The organism is Acinetobacter haemolyticus CIP 64.3 = MTCC 9819, from assembly GCF_000369065.1.
In the GTDB taxonomy this organism is placed as follows: Bacteria; Pseudomonadota; Gammaproteobacteria; order Pseudomonadales; family Moraxellaceae; genus Acinetobacter; species Acinetobacter haemolyticus.
The window spans coordinates 165,533-185,637 of sequence record NZ_KB849807.1 but is presented as its reverse complement, the minus strand read 5'-3'; the positions used below and the strand labels follow the sequence as shown (position 1 = coordinate 185,637).

General features: G+C 42.4%; 15 protein-coding genes and 2 rRNA genes. 6 read left to right on the top strand and 11 right to left on the bottom strand.

The window, feature by feature from the left end:
* Positions 1-291 precede the first annotated feature (291 nt).
* The 3 genes from F927_RS13630 (at position 292) to F927_RS13620 (ending at position 5,011) form a co-directional block, all read left to right on the top strand.
* A 23S ribosomal RNA gene (locus tag F927_RS13630) occupies positions 292-3,182 on the top strand.
* A gap of 173 nt (positions 3,183-3,355) precedes the next feature.
* Positions 3,356-3,470, top strand: a 5S ribosomal RNA gene (gene rrf / locus F927_RS13625).
* Between the two features lie 1,064 nt (positions 3,471-4,534).
* Positions 4,535-5,011: a VOC family protein gene (locus F927_RS13620; RefSeq protein ID WP_026057300.1), complete on the top strand. Its 477-nt coding sequence runs from the start codon at positions 4,535-4,537 to the stop codon at positions 5,009-5,011.
* A 294-nt stretch (positions 5,012-5,305) separates the two neighbouring features.
* Here F927_RS13620 and F927_RS13615 read toward each other — a convergent pair whose 3' ends face one another.
* From F927_RS13615 to ribF, 5 genes are all read right to left on the bottom strand, one after another.
* Positions 5,306-5,848 carry an NADPH-dependent FMN reductase gene (locus F927_RS13615; RefSeq protein ID WP_005085893.1) on the bottom strand — a complete coding sequence of 181 codons (543 nt, stop codon included), beginning with the start codon at positions 5,846-5,848 and terminating at the stop codon, positions 5,306-5,308.
* Positions 5,849-5,954: 106 nt separating this feature from the next.
* Positions 5,955-6,437, bottom strand: coding sequence for an FKBP-type peptidyl-prolyl cis-trans isomerase (locus F927_RS13610; RefSeq protein WP_004637361.1), 483 nt, complete (start codon positions 6,435-6,437; stop codon positions 5,955-5,957).
* A complete protein-coding gene (gene lspA / locus F927_RS13605) occupies positions 6,437-6,967 on the bottom strand; it encodes a signal peptidase II (RefSeq protein ID WP_004637362.1) in 531 nt (176 codons plus the stop codon). The genes F927_RS13610 and lspA overlap by 1 nt, the downstream gene beginning before the upstream one ends.
* Positions 6,960-9,797, bottom strand: a complete 2,838-nt coding sequence (gene ileS / locus F927_RS13600; protein WP_005085891.1) for an isoleucine--tRNA ligase — start codon at positions 9,795-9,797, stop codon at positions 6,960-6,962. Before ileS ends, lspA begins: the two co-directional genes overlap by 8 nt.
* A gap of 62 nt (positions 9,798-9,859) precedes the next feature.
* The gene (gene ribF, locus F927_RS13595; protein ID WP_004637365.1) at positions 9,860-10,861 is read right to left on the bottom strand and encodes a bifunctional riboflavin kinase/FAD synthetase; all 1,002 of its coding nucleotides are present in this window, start codon (positions 10,859-10,861) and stop codon (positions 9,860-9,862) included.
* A 207-nt stretch (positions 10,862-11,068) separates the two neighbouring features.
* Here ribF and F927_RS13590 point away from each other — a divergent pair, with 207 nt between their 5' ends.
* From F927_RS13590 to F927_RS13580, 3 genes are all read left to right on the top strand, one after another.
* Positions 11,069-12,202: a TDT family transporter gene (locus tag F927_RS13590; RefSeq protein WP_005085889.1), complete on the top strand. Its 1,134-nt coding sequence runs from the start codon at positions 11,069-11,071 to the stop codon at positions 12,200-12,202.
* A 59-nt stretch (positions 12,203-12,261) separates the two neighbouring features.
* Entirely contained in the window at positions 12,262-12,828 is a 567-nt protein-coding gene (locus tag F927_RS13585) for a 5'-methylthioadenosine/S-adenosylhomocysteine nucleosidase family protein (RefSeq protein ID WP_005085886.1), read from the top strand.
* A gap of 236 nt (positions 12,829-13,064) precedes the next feature.
* Complete coding sequence (locus F927_RS13580; protein ID WP_005085884.1) at positions 13,065-13,997, top strand: DUF2971 domain-containing protein; 933 nt, start codon at positions 13,065-13,067, stop codon at positions 13,995-13,997.
* Positions 13,998-14,287: 290 nt separating this feature from the next.
* Here the strand turns inward: F927_RS13580 and F927_RS13575 are convergent, their stop codons facing one another.
* From F927_RS13575 to F927_RS13550, 6 genes are all read right to left on the bottom strand, one after another.
* Complete coding sequence (locus F927_RS13575) at positions 14,288-14,899, bottom strand: TetR/AcrR family transcriptional regulator (RefSeq protein ID WP_005085882.1); 612 nt, start codon at positions 14,897-14,899, stop codon at positions 14,288-14,290.
* A 241-nt stretch (positions 14,900-15,140) separates the two neighbouring features.
* Positions 15,141-15,941: an ATP-binding cassette domain-containing protein gene (locus F927_RS13570; RefSeq protein ID WP_005085880.1), complete on the bottom strand. Its 801-nt coding sequence runs from the start codon at positions 15,939-15,941 to the stop codon at positions 15,141-15,143.
* 13 nt (positions 15,942-15,954) lie between these two features.
* Positions 15,955-16,758: an aliphatic sulfonate ABC transporter permease SsuC gene (gene ssuC / locus F927_RS13565; RefSeq protein ID WP_004637372.1), complete on the bottom strand. Its 804-nt coding sequence runs from the start codon at positions 16,756-16,758 to the stop codon at positions 15,955-15,957.
* Positions 16,755-17,930, bottom strand: coding sequence for an FMNH2-dependent alkanesulfonate monooxygenase (gene ssuD / locus F927_RS13560; protein WP_005085878.1), 1,176 nt, complete (start codon positions 17,928-17,930; stop codon positions 16,755-16,757). The genes ssuC and ssuD overlap by 4 nt, the downstream gene beginning before the upstream one ends.
* A 26-nt stretch (positions 17,931-17,956) precedes the next feature.
* The gene (locus tag F927_RS13555) at positions 17,957-18,946 is read right to left on the bottom strand and encodes an aliphatic sulfonate ABC transporter substrate-binding protein (RefSeq protein ID WP_005085877.1); all 990 of its coding nucleotides are present in this window, start codon (positions 18,944-18,946) and stop codon (positions 17,957-17,959) included.
* A 12-nt stretch (positions 18,947-18,958) separates the two neighbouring features.
* Positions 18,959-19,948, bottom strand: a complete 990-nt coding sequence (locus F927_RS13550; protein ID WP_005085875.1) for a sulfonate ABC transporter substrate-binding protein — start codon at positions 19,946-19,948, stop codon at positions 18,959-18,961.
* Positions 19,949-20,105 lie beyond the last annotated feature (157 nt).

Below are 20,105 nucleotides of genomic sequence, written 5' to 3'. Positions count from 1 at the left end.
TCTGTGATTTATCACAGTTTACTGCAAGCTGACGAGGCTGTAGTTAATCATTAACAGATTAGTAGAATTGAGTCTGAAATAAATTGTTCACTCAATTCATTCGAAAGAATGAAATTGAGAACTAGCAAAAACACTGAATCAAGCGTTTTGGTATATGAATTTAGATTGAAGCTGTACGGTGCTTAAGTGCACGAGGCAACAAACTGGATGAGAGCGATGTGAGTTGAAAAACAAACATAGCAATCTGTCCTAACCTTACTTGTAAGGGTTAGCGACTGTTTGGGGTTGTATAGTCAAGTAATTAAGTGCATGTGGTGGATGCCTTGGCAGTCAGAGGCGATGAAAGACGTGATAGCCTGCGAAAAGCTCCGGGGAGGCGGCAAATATCCTTTGATCCGGAGATATCTGAATGGGGGAACCCACCCGCTATAAGGCGGGTATCAATAACTGAATACATAGGTTATTGAAGCGAACGAGGGGAAGTGAAACATCTCAGTACCCTTAGGAAAAGAAATCAATTGAGATTCCCTTAGTAGCGGCGAGCGAACGGGGATCAGCCCATTAAGTTGTGTGTGTTCTAGTGGAACGCTCTGGGAAGTGCGAACGTAGAGGGTGATATTCCCGTACACGAAAGGGCACACACAATGATGACGAGTAGGGCGAGGCACGTGAAACCTTGTCTGAATATGGGGGGACCATCCTCCAAGGCTAAATACTCCTGACTGACCGATAGTGAACCAGTACCGTGAGGGAAAGGCGAAAAGAACCCCTGTGAGGGGAGTGAAATAGATCCTGAAACCGCATGCATACAAGCAGTGGGAGCACCTTCGTGGTGTGACTGCGTACCTTTTGTATAATGGGTCAGCGACTTATATTCAGTAGCGAGGTTAACCGAATAGGGGAGCCGTAGAGAAATCGAGTCTTAATAGGGCGTATAGTTGCTGGGTATAGACCCGAAACCAGGCGATCTATCCATGAGCAGGTTGAAGGTTGGGTAACACTAACTGGAGGACCGAACCCACTGTCGTTGAAAAGCCAGGGGATGACTTGTGGATAGGGGTGAAAGGCTAATCAAGCCTGGTGATAGCTGGTTCTCCCCGAAAGCTATTTAGGTAGCGCCTCGGACGAATACCATTGGGGGTAGAGCACTGTTTCGGCTAGGGGGTCATCCCGACTTACCAAACCGATGCAAACTCCGAATACCAATGAGTACTATCCGGGAGACAGACTGCGGGTGCTAACGTCCGTAGTCAAGAGGAAAACAATCCAGACCGCCAGCTAAGGCCCCAAAATCATAGTTAAGTGGGAAACGATGTGGGAAGGCATAGACAGCTAGGAGGTTGGCTTAGAAGCAGCCACCCTTTAAAGAAAGCGTAATAGCTCACTAGTCGAGTCGGCCTGCGCGGAAGATGTAACGGGGCTAAAACTATGTGCCGAAGCTGCGGATTTGACATTAGTCAAGTGGTAGGGGAGCGTTCTGTAAGCCGATGAAGGTGTATTGAGAAGTATGCTGGAGGTATCAGAAGTGCGAATGCTGACGTGAGTAACGACAAAACGGGTGAAAAACCCGTTCGCTGAAAGACCAAGGGTTCCAGTCCAACGTTAATCGGGGCTGGGTGAGTCGACCCCTAAGGCGAGGCCGAGAGGCGTAGTCGATGGGAAATTGGTTAATATTCCAATACTTCTGTGTAATGCGATGAGAGGACGGAGAAGGTTAAGTCAGCCTGGCGTTGGTTGTCCAGGTGGAAGACAGTAGGCATGCATCTTAGGCAAATCCGGGGTGCTCTATGCTGAGAGTCGATAGCAAGCTGTACTTGTACAGTGAAGTGGCTGATACCATGCTTCCAGGAAAAGTCTCTAAGCTTCAGTTACACAGGAATCGTACCCGAAACCGACACAGGTGGTCAGGTCGAGTAGACCAAAGCGCTTGAGAGAACTCTGCTGAAGGAACTAGGCAAAATGGTACCGTAACTTCGGGAGAAGGTACGCTGCTGACGGTGATGGGACTTGCTCCCTGAGCTATTGGCAGCCACAGAAACCAGGCCGCTGCAACTGTTTATTAAAAACATAGCACTCTGCAAACACGAAAGTGGACGTATAGGGTGTGATGCCTGCCCGGTGCTGGAAGGTTAATTGATGGGGTTAGCGTAAGCGAAGCTCTTGATCGAAGCCCCAGTAAACGGCGGCCGTAACTATAACGGTCCTAAGGTAGCGAAATTCCTTGTCGGGTAAGTTCCGACCTGCACGAATGGCATAATGATGGCGGCGCTGTCTCCAGCAGAGGCTCAGTGAAATCGAAATCGCTGTGAAGATGCAGTGTACCCGCGGCTAGACGGAAAGACCCCGTGAACCTTTACTGCAGCTTGACATTGAACTTTGACCTTACTTGTGTAGGATAGGTGGGAGGCTTTGAAGTTGGAACGCTAGTTCCAATGGAGCCGTCCTTGAAATACCACCCTGGTAATGTTGAGGTTCTAACTCTGTCCCGTTATCCGGGACGAGGACCATGTCTGGTGGGTAGTTTGACTGGGGCGGTCTCCTCCTAAAGAGTAACGGAGGAGTACGAAGGTGCGCTCAGCGTGGTCGGAAATCACGCGTAGAGTATAAAGGCAAAAGCGCGCTTAACTGCGAGACCCACAAGTCGAGCAGGTACGAAAGTAGGTCTTAGTGATCCGGTGGTTCTGTATGGAAGGGCCATCGCTCAACGGATAAAAGGTACTCTGGGGATAACAGGCTGATACCGCCCAAGAGTTCATATCGACGGCGGTGTTTGGCACCTCGATGTCGGCTCATCTCATCCTGGGGCTGAAGCAGGTCCCAAGGGTATGGCTGTTCGCCATTTAAAGAGGTACGCGAGCTGGGTTTAGAACGTCGTGAGACAGTTCGGTCCCTATCTACCGTGGGCGCTGGAAATTTGAGAGGATCTGCTCCTAGTACGAGAGGACCAGAGTGGACGAACCTCTGGTGTACCGGTTGTGACGCCAGTCGCATCGCCGGGTAGCTATGTTCGGAAGGGATAACCGCTGAAAGCATCTAAGCGGGAAGCCTACCTCAAGATAAGATTTCCCTAGGAATTTATTCCTCTAAAGAGCCGTTCGAGACTAGGACGTTGATAGGTTGGGTGTGGAAGCACGGTGACGTGTGAAGCTGACCAATACTAATTGCTCGTGAGGCTTGACTATACAACACCCAAACAGTTGTTGTATTCAAGATAAATTCAATACATAACTTGATTTAGTGTCAAAACTAGTTACAATACAGACCCAATTAACTAATCCGTTAATAACTCTTTCGGTACTAAGTGGCATGAACTTAATAAGTTCAAAAGTAAGACCACCCAAAGCCAAAACAGTTTGCTGGCGACAATAGCAAGAGTGAACCACCTGATCCCTTCCCGAACTCAGAAGTGAAACCTCTTCGCGCTGATGGTAGTGTGGCACTTGCCATGTGAGAGTAAGTCATCGCCAGCTTTTAAATTCAAACACCCCTAACCGTCAGGTTAGGGGTGTTTTTTATTGCACGTTAAATATTTAAATTTAATGGGCTAATTGTGTCGAGTTGGTTAGCCTTGATACATGAGTGTAAATCATAGTGGTTTGTATGCTGCTATAACCAAGTAGGGATTGTATGGTGAGGTGTCTTACCTCTACTTTTGTAGCAAATGCGTAGCGAAGCTGTGGCGTAAGGATGGATTAGTCGCTTCTTTTGCTGCAATAAATAACCAAAACCATGACAATTGTGTTGCATAAGTTGGATATTTTTTCTGTAAAGTACTAGGAAGATAAACACCATTACAGTTTAAGTGCTGACCTATTTGATATATAAAGGATACAGCGTTTAATCCATTGGATATAGGCGTTCTGTTAATAGGCTTAAATGTTCATATCGTGCTGTATAGGCGACTTTCTCTAATATTTTTGATGGTTGTGTATGGTGCTTATTTTGAACTATTATAACTTGGCAAGTATGTTTTTCTCTTTTTGGTATTTTGTATATAACGAGAATAAAATAGTTATGTTGTAAATTCATTTTGGTTATGCGGCAAATATGCAGTATAACTGTAGTTATACGTAGGCCGTTTATGTACGAAGCATTCATAACTTTTCGCCAAACCAATAACACTTCGATAGAAAGATAGCTCAAGAAGTTCAAGCATTTTTTGCGAATTCCACTAGTGAGAAACCCGATCTAAAAGTAAACGGCCAGACCATTGTAGTTGCATTCGAAGGAATTCAGTTTTCAATCAATAGAAATTTTCAACCACAGGTCGCACTTGAATCTAAAGAATGTTCTAGGTTCGCGATGTTAGACCATGAAGAAATCACAAAATCTATGTGCCGCTTTGAAATATTAGGTACAAGAGATCCAAAAATGAATTACTTCAATGACTTTCTTTTTTGATTCAGTGTGCAGAGCAACTCGGCACGGTTTGGATTTTTAATACACGCCAACAAGGAGAGTTCATGTGAAACGTATAACATTGGTTCAAACCGTTCACTTCGCTCAAACGTTAAACGGACGCCAAGGATATATCATGACAGTTAAGCGTATGGACAATGTCGGTATCGTAGTGGAAGATATCGATGCCGCCATTGAGTTCTTCACCGAACTCGGTCTTACCCTCGAAGGTCGCATGCTCATCGAAGGGGAATGGGCTGGTCGCGTCACTGGAGTGCGCGATCAGTGCGTCGAGATCGCCATGATGTGCACCCCCGACGGCCACAGCCGCATCGAGCTTTCGCGCTTCGACACTCCCGCCATCGAGTCCGATCATCGTACAGCGCCTGTGAACTCGTTGGGATACCTGCGTGTCATGTTCACTGTAGAGAACATCGACGATACCCTTGCTCGGCTTAGCAAACTCGGTGCAACAGTGGTTGATGAAGTTGTCGATTACGAAGACATCTACCGGCTTTGCTACATCCGGGGTCCCGAACAAATTCTTATCGGGCTCGCCCAACAGCTGGGGCAGCAGACATCCCGAGAGAATCCTTTGGAACGTAAGCGTTGAGAACCAGCATTACATGTCTGTGTGCAATTTGACATCGATGCCTCGCAAAGGCTTTTGGATTAAACGCGACACTTTATTAGGTAGAAAAAATACCTAATAAAAAAAGCCCCATCATCCTGACGGGGCTTCTTCGTATTTAGTTTATTGTCGTTTATTTCCTATAAACAACCACTTCCTGTGGGTCTTGTTATTTTCAATGAGACTTCCTGTCTCTGTATGATTTGTATATTAAGGTGAATCAGAGGCGTTGTATATTCGTCAATGACCCCGATCCATGTACGTTCAGGCTTACAGCTAAGCTGAATGATATTTCTGTAATTTCTCAAGCATTGCTTTCAAACCCTTCACCTCAAATTCATTTGCTTCAAAGGTTTGTTCTTTATTGCGTTTGAAGATATCCCGAATTTCTAAGGTCGCATTAGAATCAATCAAGCCAAGTTGTGTACCCACCTGACGGATCTGGTCAATCGAACGAGAGCCATTGGTTGAGCCATAACCGATGTAAGCAGCAGGTTTACCTTGCCATTCCTTACCTAAGTAATCCAATGCATTCTTCAGTGCTGGGCTATAACCATGATTGTATTCAGGACTAATCAAGATAAAAGCATCAGCAGTTGCAATTTTATCCGCCCATGCTTGTTGCTTTGGCTGATCATAGATGCCTGAAGCTGGCGGATGAGCGCCCGCAAAAATAGGCAGATCCCATTCTTTTAAGTCTACGATTTCTGTTTGAATATTATTTAACGCGAGTTCAGAAGTTGCTTGCTGTACCCAGTTTGCGACTTTAATTGCAGTTCTTCCTTCGCGTACACTACCGACAATAATATAAATGAGCATTTTTAATCCTATATTGTTTGAATTGAAGTTTTGAAAATGAGTTGTTGAATATGATCTTATACTTTTATTTGGGGATAAAAAAAGCTCTCATTTGAGAGCTTTTATGTTACATCAGTTTAATGCCTTGCTGACCCGCAGGGGTAACTTTGAAAATTTCCACTTCAAAGGTGATATTCTTACCTGCCAATGGATGATTAAAGTCGATTTCAGTAATGTCCTCATTGACTGATTTAACGATGCCAAACAAAGTTGCTTTGGCCTTATCTTCAAATTCAATCATGTGACCAACGATAGGACGTTGCTCAAATTTCACCGTATCAAAACTTTGAACATTTTCAGGGTTCCAAGGACCAAAAGCATCTTCTGGTGGCAAATGTACGGTACGGCGATCACCTGCACGTAAACCAAATAAAGCCTTTTCAAAACCCGGAAGTAAATTTCCATCACCAATCACTAAAGTGACAGGTTCTTCACGACCACGGGTATTGTCGATTTCAACACCATTTTCAATCGATACTGAAAAATGCAAATCAACTTTTGAGCCGTCTTGAATACGGATTTCTTCGTTTGGTTCGATAATGTCAGTCATTATACATCCGCCTTTTGGTTACGTTTCTTCTCTAAGAAGAAGGTGTCAATGAGAAGCAAAATCGTACCTAAGGTAATGGCACTGTCTGCGAGGTTGAAGGCAGGGAAATGACTATTCTGATAATAGACATGGATAAAATCGACAACATAACCCAGACTGACGCGATCAATCAAATTACCAACTGCACCGCCTAAAATCAAAGCAATCGCCATAGGTAAAATAATCATTTTCTTAGGCATACGCATGAGCCAAAATACAAAAATGATCGAAACAATTGCTGCAAGTGAGGTGAAGAAGTAGCGTTGCCATCCGCCTGCATCAGATAAAAAGCTAAATGCGGCACCGTAATTATGCAACAAGGTCCAATTGAGAAAAGGCAATACGGGTACAGGATCTGCATAGTTTAAATGTGAGCTTGCGATCCATTTTGTCCATTGATCCAACACAATGGCAAGGACTGAAAGTCCAAGCCACAGCAAGTTATGAGGATAGAATTGGAACAAGCCTTGTTTTGCTTGTGAATTAGGCATACTTTCTCACTTCGCCACTGCCAGTGACGTTGACAATACAACGCGCGCATAAACCCGCATGACCTTCATGTGTATTTACGTCTGGTAATACATGCCAGCAACGTACACATTTTTCACCATCCGCAGCTGAGACCTTCACACGTAAACCTTCAAGGTCAGTGCTTTCGCCTTGTTCTGCATAAGGGTGGACGATGACTTGAGAGGTAATCAAGACAAAACGTAATTCGTCAGCCAGTTGGTTTAGCAGTTTTTGTAAAGCTTCATCCGCCCAAAGTTCAACTTTGGCAGATAAGTTACTGCCGATCAGTTTAGCGTTACGTGCTGCTTCGATCTGTTTATTTACTGCTGATTTTACGCTAATCAATGTTTGCCAATCTGCTTCAGAAAGCAAGTTTGCTGTTGATGCAGTTGGGATATCGTACCATTCAGCCGTAAATACATATTTATCTGTTTGTTCAGGAATCAATGGCCAAGCTTCTTGAGCGGTAAAGCTTAGAATTGGTGACATCCAACGAACGAAAGCTTGTACCAAATGATACAGCGCAGTTTGTGCTGAACGACGTGCTTGTGAGTCCGCTTTTGTTGTGTATTGACGATCTTTGATGATGTCGAGATAGAAACCACCTAAGTCATTGATACAGAAATTGGTCAATGCGTTAGTGACAATGTGGAAGTTCATCTCTTCATAGGCTTGCTGAATGGTTTTTTGTACTTCAGCCGCACGTTGTAAAATGTACTGATCCAATGCAATCAGTTCATCTACAGGTAATGCATCGGTTGATGGTTTAAAACCATTTAAATTCGCCAATAAGAAACGTAGGGTATTACGGATACGACGATAACCATCAGAGGCACGGCTAAAGATCTCTTTACCTGCGGTCATTTCATAGCGATAGTCAGCCGAAGCGATCCAGAAGCGTAAGCCATCTGCACCCATATCTTTGATGATATCTTGTGGCGTGATGATGTTGCCTAATGATTTAGACATTTTACGACCTTTCTCATCTACGACGAAGCCGTGTGTGAGTAAGCCTTTATAAGGTGCACGTTCATTGATTGCAATTGAAGTTAACAAAGACGATTGGAACCAGCCACGGTGTTGGTCTGAACCCTCAAGGTATAGATCAGCAGGGTCTTGCAACTCTTCACGTTCACGCAATACTGCGTAGTGTGTGGTTCCTGAGTCGAACCAAACGTCTAAGGTATCGCGAACAGCATTGTAATGTTCGGCATCAGCACCAATGAAGTCGCTGGCATCACGGTTATACCAAGCATCAATCCCTTCTTGCTCAATCAGTTGGGCAACTTCTTCGATCAATTCAGGTGTACGTGGGTGTAACGCATTGGTATCTTTGTGTACAAAGAACGGAATTGGCACGCCCCAAGTACGTTGACGAGAAATACACCAATCTGGACGACCTTCAATCATCGATTGGATACGGTTTTTACCCCAATCTGGAACAAATTCGATGTCATTTTCAATCGCATTTAATGCAGTTTGACGCAAGCCTTTGGCATCCATGCTGATAAACCATTGCGGTGTCGCACGGAAGATGATTGGCGTTTTATGACGCCAGCAATGTGGGTAGCTGTGTTTGATCGGTTGATGCGCCCACAAACGACCTGTTGCTCCCAATGCTTCGATAATTTTTGGGTTAGCTTTATAGATGTGTTCACCAGCAAAAATCGGTGCTGTTGGTAAATATACACCATTGCCACCAACTGGATTATCCACTTTTAGGTTGTACTGTAGGCCAACCTTATAGTCGTCCACACCATGGCCCGGTGCGGTATGTACGGCACCTGTACCACTGGTTGCGATGACATGTTCACCGACGATCACAGGGACTTGGCGATCTGTAATCAACGGATGTTGTAATAATAGGTTTTCGATGACAGCGCCTTTAAAATCAGCCAGTACGACTGGATTTTCGAGCTTGTAACGCTCGATCGCAGATTCAACTAAATCTTTAGCAAGAATGAAGTTTTGCGCACCACGATCGTTCTGAATTTGAACAAGTTGGTAGTCAATGTCGGCATGTACCGCAACTGCTTGGTTGGCAGGTAGTGTCCATGGCGTGGTCGTCCAGATCACGATATCCGTTACATCTTGAACATCAACACTTAGGCGTGCGCTTAAATCTTTGAGATCAACAACGGTGAAGCCAACGTCAATTGCATCTGATTTTTTATCTTCGTATTCAACTTCGGCTTCAGCCAGTGCAGAACCACAGTCCAAACACCAGTTCACAGGTTTTAAGCCCGGTTCAATATGACCAGCTTTAGCAATCGCACCAAGCGAGCGAACGATGTCCGCTTCTTGTTTAAAGTTCATGGTCAGATACGGATTGTCCCAGTCACCAAACACACCCATACGCACGAAGTCTTTCTTTTGTAATTCAACTTGTGTGTAAGCGTATTCACGGCAGGCTTTACGGAACGTTGATGCGTCTACTTTCACGCCAACCTTACCGACTTTTTCTTCCACTTTAAGTTCGATTGGCAGACCATGACAGTCCCAACCTGGTACATAAGGTGCATCGAAGCCATCCAATACACGGCTTTTAATAATAATGTCCTTGAGGACTTTATTAACCGCATGACCTAAATGGATTTGACCATTGGCATAGGGAGGACCGTCATGTAGCACGTATTTCTTCTTGCCAATACGCGATGCGCGAATCTGCTGATAAATGTTGTCGGCATACCACTCTTCTAACCATTTGGCTTCACGCACAGCCAAATTTGCTTTCATCGCAAATTCAGTATGAGGTAAATTGAGTGTGGCTTTATAATCCACTGCATTTTCAGGAGTTTGCTTATCGCTCATGCAAGTTTTCTTCCAGTTTGATCAGTGTATAAACTGACATGTATTACAAATGAAAATTAAATTTAAAAAGGAAATTCTGAAGTACGATTACGATAGTCTCGTAATTTTTGCACATCATCATCTATTCCAGCTTTGAGTGCTTCAAGCGAAGGGTAATTCAGTTCACCATGCAAATAGTGAAGAAAGGTTACCCGCATTAATAAGCCATACAGATTAGCAGAAACATCAGGGAAATGTACTTCTAATCGCCACTCAGGCTGAACTTGTTCGATCGCAGGACGAGTCCCCACATGGCCAGCACCGAATAAGCTATCACTTTGATACCCTGCAATGCCGTTCAGGGCAGGGTTTGTATGTTTGACTTTTGCTGTTAGTGAGGCATTTTCACACACCACATCGACTGCATAGATGCCACTTAGGCAAGGCTTATGACGATTTAAACGAACATTAATTGTTGGAAAATCCAGTGTACGTCCGATTTGATCGCCATATTGCACACGACCCGTGATGCTGTAAGGACGACCCAGCAGTTTAGCTGCTAATGCCAGATCACCTTCTTGTAGAACCTGACGAATACGGGTTGAACTGACACGTTCATCATTCAGTGCAATCGTATCTAAATTGGTGACATTAAAACCATAATCTCTTAAGAATTCACTGTTTCCTTGGCGGTCTTTGCCAAAATGAAAGTCATCTCCCAAAACAAGGGTTTGGGCATTGAGCTTAAATTTGAGTAAATCCGCAAATTCAGTCGCATTCAGGCTTCTAAAGTATTGATCAAACTTTGCTACCGCAATGTAATCCACACCTAGTTCAGTTAAATATTCTACTTTTTCTCGTAAGGAGCTAATGCGGGGTGGGGCATCATAACCTTTAAAAAATTCAAGCGGTTGTGGCTCAAAAATCATCACTAAAGTTTTTAAGCCTTGAGCAGATGCTAACGATTTCAGCTGGGCAATCATCGCTTGATGACCAAGATGGACACCATCAAAATTGCCAATCGTTACCGCAGTCGGAGGTAACTGAAAATTTGGCGATAATGCGTTGAGACGAAGCAACTTCATGGGCGTTAAATACAGTGATTTTTACAAAGGCTATATATTGCCATATTCTCAGCGTTTCGTCTTGTTGTTGTGTTTTTACACAGAGAAATTTCAATATTTAAGTATTTTTATATAAGTAAATTTGATTGATTAAATAAAAATAAATCAATTTTTCTTATTTAAAGGCTGAACTAAAATCAATCCATGTTGCTGAATATTGAGATAGAGATGAAAAAGCCATTTTATCAGCTAGAACAAAGTCGAGATGTCATTCGCCATTTTACCCCAAACTGGTTTACAGCCACTATGGGAACTGGTGTTGTGGCAATGATTTTAGCACAGTTACCTTTTGCTTCTGCTCTATTATTCAAGTTGGCGACACAATTATGGCAATTGAATATTTTGCTCTTTATAAGTTTTAGTGTGCTTTATATGTTGCGCTGGATTTTATTTCCAACGGAAGCAAAACAGATTTTTAGTCATCCTAATATGAGCCTGTTTTTAGGAGCTATTCCGATGGGGCTGGCGACGATAATCAATGGTTTTCTCAGCTTTGGAACGCATTTATATGGTGATATTGCGGTGCAAATTGCGGAGTATCTTTGGTATTTCGATGTATTTCTCGCTGTGATGATCGCATGGATCGTGCCATTTTGTATGTTTAGCTGCCAAGATCATTTATTACAACGGATGACCGCAGTATGGTTATTACCGATAGTGGCTTGTGAGGTGGCTGCGAGTTCAGCGGGAGTATTACTACAACATTTAACTGCCGATCAGCACGCATTCAATATTTTAGTCACAGGCTATGTGCTATGGGGGATTTCTGTATTGCCGGCTTTTGCAATTCTGACCATCTTAATGCTACGTTTGGCTTTACATCAACTGCCTGAGAAAGAGGTGGCAATTTCTAGCTGGCTTTGTTTAGGACCAATTGGCACAGGGGCTTTGGCGTTATTATTATTGGGGGAACAAGCACCACGTATCATGCAGGCGATGGGCTTTGAAAATTTAGCAAACTTACTGCCTGCATTAGGCATTGTGGCGAGTTTGGTATTATTGGGCTTTGGACTATGGTGGTTTGGAATCGCGATTTTGACCACATTGCGCCATATTCGTACTGGGATTCCATTTAATTTGGGTTGGTGGGGACTGACTTTCCCATTCGGTGTATTTATTTTAGCGATCTTTAACTTAGCGCATCAGCTGCAAGTTGCTTTTTTACAATCTATCGCTGTGGTTCTAAGTTTATTGCTAATAGGGCTGTGGGCTTTGGTAATGAAAAAAACTGTAGCTGGTGCGTATAGCGGTCAACTGTTTTTCTCGCCTTGTTTGGCTGCGTTGCAACAGAAGATGCGATAATATCGAGGTGTGCTTTAGCACACCTTTTTTGTCTCTATTTTTATTTAAACGAGTCTTTTATGAATGCTGATATTGCCCTGATTATGGCGTTGCCGAATGAATCTAAAGGTTTGTTTGAGCAAGCTGGTATTGACGTTCATTACAGTGGAATCGGCAAAGTAAATGCGGCATTCAAAGCCTTTGAAGTGATTCAGAAAACAGGCTGCAAGACGCTGATTAATTTAGGTAGTGCGGGTAGTTCGCATTTTGATGCACATAGCTTGGTAGAAGTGACGACATTTGTGCAACGTGATATGGATGTATCACCTTTGGGTTTTGCTGTAGGCGTAACTCCAATGGATGATGACATCCCCGCAGAGATTTATACTCAACCACACTTTGAACACTTACCCAAAGGCATTTGTGGTACAGGTGATTCTTTTGAAACAGGTTTACCAAAGGTCAGCTGTAATTTGGTGGATATGGAAGCGTATGCTTTAGCCAAAGTTTGTCAAAAACTGGGTGTGCGGTTGATCTCAGTCAAATACATAACGGATGGTGCCAATGATACGGCACATCTTGATTGGGAAGAGAATTTATTACTTGGTGCACAAAAATTATTGGCGCTGTATCAAGATTATTTTTAAAGGCAACGGTCTAGCCTTGTAGTTTGTATGAGTGGGCTTTTGCGTATCGGTAGATTGTTGAAATTTAAAAGTTACTTTAGCTTGCAAGCTGGTTACGCATAAGCGCCATTATGTTAAATGGGGATATGATCTAAATCCTTAGTTTTTTAAATATTGTATAAAAAATGTTTTTAATTTATTGATTTTTCTATTTTTTAAATTAGATTTAATACACTTTTTTTAAGAAATAAATTTCCATGTCTTTTTATAAATACACTAGTATTTCAACTGCAAACATAGTACTCAAAAATAAATCATTACGTTGGTCTAGTCCAGTTTTGTTTAATGATTTAGAAGAATGTCAATATACACCATTTACTAAAGATCAATATTTAAGTGCTTTTGAAGAATATATAGAAATCTTAACTCAATGTGCAAAAGGTCAATCACAGTATGATACGACCAAATTTAGTGATGTAACTCAGCTAACAATTAGAGTGATGCAGTTATCAATGCAAAGTGGCACTTTTGATGTTAAGGGAATAGCTGAATCTATGTTAAGCATGTCAACTAATTTTGATTCAGATTATAGAGACTACATAAACAAAGCTTTGATTCGATGTTTTCGCATTCTTTGCGTTACTGGAAGATATGATAACAACTTAATGTGGGCACATTATGCTGATCAACATAATGGTTGTGTTATTGAGTTAGAGCAATTGTATGTTGAGGAACCACGGTTATTAAGACAAAATCATGTCAGATACCATGAAAACCTAGAGCCACTATCTAATCCAATAGATATGCTTTTATACGGAGAGACAAAAGAAGTACGAGATTTAATGATAAAAGATGTCATATTTTCGAAGCGTACAAATTGGAGTTATGAAGAAGAATATCGACTTCTGTTTAGTGAAAGTTTTGGTGAAATAAAAACGACATTAGATACTCAAACTAAAGAAAAAAAGATAGATATTAAATATCAATCGGAAAGTTTGTTTACTGATGTAAATATTCCAAAGGAATCTATTAAATCTATAATTTTTGGAGCTAGAACTGCCTCAGAAGATATAGAAAATATAGAAAAAACACTTTCAGAAAATGACTATGTAATTGATCTTTATCAAATGAAAATGATTGATGGAAAACTTATTAAAGAGAAATTGATTTTTTCAGATTCTGAAATTTAACTATAAATTCTATTTATGAGTTATTTTGACTGGACTGAATTAGATAATTTTAAGATTGTCTAAAATTAACATAATACGCCTGATGCGTAATTTTTTAACTTTTCCTTTTATCTCAACGTAAGCCGTTCTAAGGTTCAGCACACTTGAACGGCTTTTTCGTGACTATTCATATTCCACATTTTGATTAGTTCAGTTGAACAATCGTCTTAACCTTTTGGCAAGAAAAAGCGACTATTGAAGTCGCTTTTTTCGTGTATTTTAATCACTAAAATAAGGCTCGTGAAGAAAACTTAACGAGGAATTACGCCATACAGCATCAAATGTACGGTGTGTTCAATAGTGCGTTGGTACATACTGCGGTTACGTAATGTTTTACCCGTCACCATCTCCATTTGCGTTGCAAAATCAGCATAGTTCTGAGTAATTGCCCAAATATTGATAATCAATAATTCTGGATCAATATCTTGAGACAATTTGCCTTGTTCTTGCCACGTTTGAATCACTTTGGTTTTACGCTTAAATAGCTTTTTCAAAGGGCCTTTTAAGATGGGCAAAATATGTGGCGCACCTTGAATAATTTCCAGTGCAAATAAACGAGAAGCCTTAGGCTGGTCACGCGAGCTTTCAAGTTTTTGAATCAGATAGTGGGTCAGTGCTTCTGTTGGTTCAAGCTCTGACTCTAAAGTTTGTAAGGGAGCAAGCCACTTTTGTAATACGGTGGTCAAGACTTCCACATAGAGGGATTCTTTATTTTCATAATAATAGAAAATATTCGACTTATGCATATTCGCAAGCTGAGCAATCTCATCGAGACTAGCACCACTGAACCCATAGACAGAGAAAACATCGAGGGCAGCATTCAGCAGTTGATTGCGCTTTTGTGTACTTTTTTTCTGTTCCATCTGCGAGCTTGATTCAAAAAATGTCTTTGACATTGTAAGATAAATTGTCGGATTTGTGCACAACAACACAGTTTTTTTATTTAAAAAGTTGTGATTCTACGATCAGTGGTAGGGATCTATTTGATAATTATTAGAATCTAAACTCTAAAATACATATTTTGTTAATAATTCGATCATGATCGCGGCAGCATCTGCATGATGCTTGAGATATTTTAGTGCAATTTTGAAGAGGTACACGGTTTTAGCTGGCTAAAACCGCATCAAGGACTTGTTGTTCGAGTTGCGCAAAAGCAATGCTCTTTTTACGAGGGCGGGGGAGATTAACTTTGAAATCCTGTGCAATATGACCCTGATCGAGCAGAATAATTCGATCAGCCAATTGCACGGCCTCACTGACATCATGGGTGACTAAAACTGCGGTAAAGCCTTGTTCTTTCCACAGTTGTTCAATCAGATTTTGCATTTCCAAACGCGTTAATGCATCCAACGCTCCAAGTGGTTCATCTAGCAGCAAAATGCGTGGAGAATGAGACAATGCTCGTGCTAAAGCAACACGTTGACGTTGACCACCTGAAAGTTGTGCAGGCCATTGTGAGGCTTTGTCTTTTAAGCCAACTTTTTCTAATAGCGTACTTGCCAGCGTATGCTGATGTTTGGATAAGCCAAGTTGCACATTTGCTAAAACATTTTTCCATGGCAATAATCTTGGGTCTTGGAACATGACTCGAATATCCGCATTGCTAATGCCTTCACGAAAATTTCGAGCAGATTGAAATTTGATTTCACCATAGCTGGGTTTTTCTAATTGAGCGATAAGGCGCAATAAGGTGCTTTTCCCACACCCACTCCGACCAACGATTGCAACAAATTCACCGGCTTTGATCTGGAAGTCTAAATCTTCAAGCACCTTGACCTCTGCATAGAATTTATACAGTTGTTCGATCAGAATCTCTGCCCCATTGGCAGATGAGGGTGCTGTTTTTACTTCAGTAAGTGTTTGAATTTCATGATTGTCATGAAAATTTAGGTTTAAATTACTCATTTTAGTCCCCCTTTTATTTTTGATAACCCGCATGCCAGCGTAATAAATAACGTTCCAATGCTTGTGCTAGGACATCTGCTAATTTACCGAGTAAGGCGTAAAGTAAAATACCGACCAAAACGATATCTGTTTGCAAAAACTCACGTGCATTCATGGTCATATAGCCGATACCTGCTTGTGCTGAAATCGTCTCTGCAACGATGAGTAAGACCCATACCAAGCCTAGGGAGAAACGGAGTCCCACCAGAATCGAAGGCATGGCACCGGGGAGAATAATCTCTTTATAGAGTTGCCAGCGATTGAGTCCGTAACTTTTACCCATTTCAATCAGTTGAGGATCAACGGAACGAATACCGTGATAGGTGTTGATATACATCGGGAAAAACACCCCAACAGCCACCAAAAACAGTTTGGCGGTTTCATCAATGCCGAACCATAAAATCACCAATGGAATCAGAGCAAGTGCAGGGATATTGCGGATCATTTGTAAGGTGGTATCAAGTAAGGTTGATGCGATGCGAGATGAACCATTTAATAAGCCTAAAATGAGGCCTAAACCACCTCCAATCAATAAACCGAGTAAGGCACGACCAGCACTGACTTGGACGTGCTGCCAAAGTTCACCACTGACCAATAGTTGCCAAAATGCACTCACCACTGCGCTTGGAGCGGGTAAAACACGATTTTGTAAAATGCCTGAGCTTGACGCAATTTGCCAAATGGTCAAAAGTAGAATTGGAAATAGCCAAGGGAGCAAACCTTTAGTGATATGTTTTGTTCCACGTGAAACATTGCTCAAATAAAGTTGTTTGGTCATGCGCTTTCCTTGCTTGGAAGTCTGGATTGCTTTTCTTCAGGTACATAGTTGTTGGCAATGATTTCTCCAAAAGGACCAGTCAAATGCGGTTGTGCCAGTTTTTGTCGTGTCTGTAAGGGAAGTAAAGGAAAGACTAACTCGGCAAATCGAATGGATTCCTCTAGATGCGGATATCCAGAGAAGATAAAGGTATCAATGCCTAAATCCGCATATTCTTGAATGCGTGCAGCCACAGTTTCTGGGTCACCAACTAAAGCTGTACCAGCACCACCACGGACCAAACCAATACCTGCCCATAAATTTGGCGAGACTTCGAGTTGATCTTTACGTCCGCCGTGCAAAGCGGCCATTCGTTGCTGACCAACAGAGTCCATTTGCGCAAATTTTTTCTGTGCTGCTGCAATCGTGTCATCATCTAAATATTGGATCAGTTCATCAGCGGCTGCCCATGCCTGTTCATTGGTTTCGCGAACAATCACATGTAAGCGAATGCCATAAGTGAGTGTGCGACCTTTAGCTGCAGCTTTGGCGCGGAGATATTCAATTTTCTCTTTTACTGCAGCAGGAGGCTCACCCCAAGTTAAATAGGTATCGACCTGTTCCGCCGCTAACTCAGTAGCAGCTTCTGATGAACCGCCAAACCATAACGGTGGATAAGGACGTTGTACGGGCGGGTAGAGCAGTTTGGCATCATCGACACTTAACCGCTCACCATGAAAAGTTAAGGATTCACCTGTATGTGAGCGGGTCAAGATTTCACGCCAGATTTTGACATATTCGGATGCGGTTTGATAACGCGTGTTATGGTCTTCATACAGGCCATCACCTTTAAGCTCTTGTTCATCACCACCTGTCACTAGGTTCAATAAAATACGACCATTAGACAGGCGATCAAAGGTTGCTGCCATTCGTGCGGCCAATGCGGGTGTGGTAATGCCTGGGCGCAGTGCCACCAAAAATTTAAGTTGTTTGGTGGCATCAATTAAGCTGGCGGCTGTGATCCAAGGGTCTTCACAAGAACGTCCCGTTGGAATTAATACACCTGCATAGCCGAGATTATCCACCGCTACAGCAATCTGTTTCATATAAGCATGATCAACTTGACGTGCACCCTTGCTGGTACCTAAATAACGACTGTCACCGTGAGTGGGGATAAACCAGAAAATATTCATGTTGATATTCCTTATAAAATCAATCTTTATTGAGTTGTCCAAACACTGTGCTGGATATCAATGTGCACAGGAATCAATTGCTCTTGTTTAAATAAATCGGCAATTTGTTGCTGATGCTGAATTACTTCAGTAGTCAGTGGTTGAACAGGAGAGGGTTTCGGTCTTTTATCGAGTACACGTTGTGCTACAGGAGTGCTTAACCCAGTACTATTTACATAGATCTGTAAGGCTTGGTCTTGGTGTTGCACAATCCACTGATCTGCAAGATTGATGGTCTTTATTAACTTGAGGGCAGACTCTGGATGCTTTTGAATGAAGCTTGGATTGCTAATATAAAAGGAATAAGTGGTAGGAAAAGCTGAGCCATCGATCAAGGTTTTGGTATGACCTTGTAGCTCGGCAGTACCTAGGTAGGGTTCCCAAATCGCCCATGCATCTACGGCTTGTTTATCAAATGCTGCACGAGCATCGGCAGGCGGTAACCAAATTGGTTGAATGTCATGCCATGATAAGCCTGCTTTTTGCAATGTTTTTGCAAGTAGCTCATGAGCACTTGAACCTTTTTGTACGGCGATACGCTTGCCTTTCAAATCTTGAAGGGTATCAATTTGATCCTTAGCATGAACCAATACCGCTTGACCAGTGGCTGGAACGACTTCATAGGCAATGTAACGTAACGGTTTTGCTGCGGCTTGTGCAAAAATGGGAGGCGTATTCCCGACATAGCCAAAGTCAACTGCACCAACTGCAAGCGCTTCTAACATTTGTGGGCCTGCTGGAAATTCACGCCATTCAATTTTGGTCTTGGGAAATTCTTGTTCAAAGAGTTTTTGTTGTTTTGCAACCAATAAGGCGAGCGATGATTTCTGGAAGCCAATTGTCAGTGTTTTGATCGCCGTGTGTTGATTGCTTGAAGCCGCTTTTTCCGTATTTTGAGATTCGGTCTTTTGGCAGCCACTGATTGAAAATGCAGAGATCAGTAAGCCGAGAATAGAAACTTTCGCTAATAACGTCATGATGATCCCCTATTATCGAATGTTGTTCTTTAATACGGCATCTTGAATCACAAGTTGCTTTGGAATCAGTTGTTGTGCGAAGAACGCGTTAGCCACATCTTGTTGTTCTGTCACAACCTTTTCTGAAATAGGTTGAACGCCAAAACCCATACGAGATATCGAGGTCTTTAACACATCAAACCCAAGACCAGTCGGCTTTTCGAGTAATTTTGCTGCATCGTCAGGATGTGCTTTGACCCAGTCTGTGGTTTGATTCAGTGTGGTAATCACTGTTTGTAAAACTGCTGGATTGTTCTCCGCATATTGGCGATCTGCCAAATAAAATTGATGGTTGTTCACCAGATCTTCGCCGTTAGCGATTACACGGGCTTGGATTTGGTGCTCGGCTGCAGCAAGGAACGGGTCCCAAATAACCCAAGCGTCGACCACGCCTTTTTCAAAGGCCGCACGTGCATCTGAAGGCGGTAAATAAACAGGTTGAATATCACTGAGCTTGAGATTGTGAGCTTCAAGTAGTTTAAGGAGGAGGTAATGCACATTCGAGCCTTTATTAAGCGCGATTCGTTTACCTTTTAAGTCTTGTATCGATTGTATAGGTGAGTCTTTTTGAACGATTAATGCCTCAGCTGTTGGAGCAGGTGGTTGGTTGGCGACATAAATCAAATTGGGATTCGCTGCTTGTGCGAATATCGGTGGCGCTTCGCCTGCTTCACCAAAAACCACACTTCCTACATTCAAACCTTCCAGAAGCTGGGGACCCGCTGGGAATTCGATCCATTTCACCTTGATTCCCTGAGCAGCAAGACGTTTTTCTAATTCACCTTTGGTTTTAACGATCGGCAAAATGCCATACTTTTGAAAGCCGATATTGAATGTTGTGGTTTCTTGTTGTGTTGTTGCTTGCTGCTCAGGTTTCTTTGCACAACCTGTGATTCCCATCAAACTGGCAAGGCTCGCTGCAATGATGAGATATGACCATGAATGCTTGCTTGAAATGATCATGTTGGTTGTGCTCCCCAAAAAATCAAAGATTGAATTAAGATGAGCAACCACGCTAAAACTTTTTCTATGATAGAAAAAATAACGAATTAGGCTTTATTTATAAGGAAAAGTGCAAAACACAAGATTGCATAAGCTTAGCCATGCTTTGTATAAACGC

What these genes read in the sequence shown, in the direction of transcription:
- ssuC (WP_004637372.1), bottom strand. Translation starts at nt 16,758, where the DNA reads ATGACCAAACAACTTTATTTGAGCAATGTTTCACGTGGAACAAAACAT.
- F927_RS13570 (WP_005085880.1), bottom strand. Translation starts at nt 15,941, where the DNA reads ATGAGTAATTTAAACCTAAATTTTCATGACAATCATGAAATTCAAACA.
- F927_RS13615 (WP_005085893.1), bottom strand. Translation starts at nt 5,848, where the DNA reads ATGCTCATTTATATTATTGTCGGTAGTGTACGCGAAGGAAGAACTGCA.
- F927_RS13555 (WP_005085877.1), bottom strand. Translation starts at nt 18,946, where the DNA reads ATGACGTTATTAGCGAAAGTTTCTATTCTCGGCTTACTGATCTCTGCA.
- ribF (WP_004637365.1), bottom strand. Translation starts at nt 10,861, where the DNA reads ATGAAGTTGCTTCGTCTCAACGCATTATCGCCAAATTTTCAGTTACCT.
- F927_RS13585 (WP_005085886.1), top strand. Translation starts at nt 12,262, where the DNA reads ATGAATGCTGATATTGCCCTGATTATGGCGTTGCCGAATGAATCTAAA.
- F927_RS13590 (WP_005085889.1), top strand. Translation starts at nt 11,069, where the DNA reads ATGAAAAAGCCATTTTATCAGCTAGAACAAAGTCGAGATGTCATTCGC.
- ileS (WP_005085891.1), bottom strand. Translation starts at nt 9,797, where the DNA reads ATGAGCGATAAGCAAACTCCTGAAAATGCAGTGGATTATAAAGCCACA.
- F927_RS13550 (WP_005085875.1), bottom strand. Translation starts at nt 19,948, where the DNA reads ATGATCATTTCAAGCAAGCATTCATGGTCATATCTCATCATTGCAGCG.
- F927_RS13575 (WP_005085882.1), bottom strand. Translation starts at nt 14,899, where the DNA reads ATGGAACAGAAAAAAAGTACACAAAAGCGCAATCAACTGCTGAATGCT.
- F927_RS13620 (WP_026057300.1), top strand. Translation starts at nt 4,535, where the DNA reads ATGACAGTTAAGCGTATGGACAATGTCGGTATCGTAGTGGAAGATATC.
- ssuD (WP_005085878.1), bottom strand. Translation starts at nt 17,930, where the DNA reads ATGAATATTTTCTGGTTTATCCCCACTCACGGTGACAGTCGTTATTTA.
- lspA (WP_004637362.1), bottom strand. Translation starts at nt 6,967, where the DNA reads ATGCCTAATTCACAAGCAAAACAAGGCTTGTTCCAATTCTATCCTCAT.
- F927_RS13610 (WP_004637361.1), bottom strand. Translation starts at nt 6,437, where the DNA reads ATGACTGACATTATCGAACCAAACGAAGAAATCCGTATTCAAGACGGC.
- F927_RS13580 (WP_005085884.1), top strand. Translation starts at nt 13,065, where the DNA reads ATGTCTTTTTATAAATACACTAGTATTTCAACTGCAAACATAGTACTC.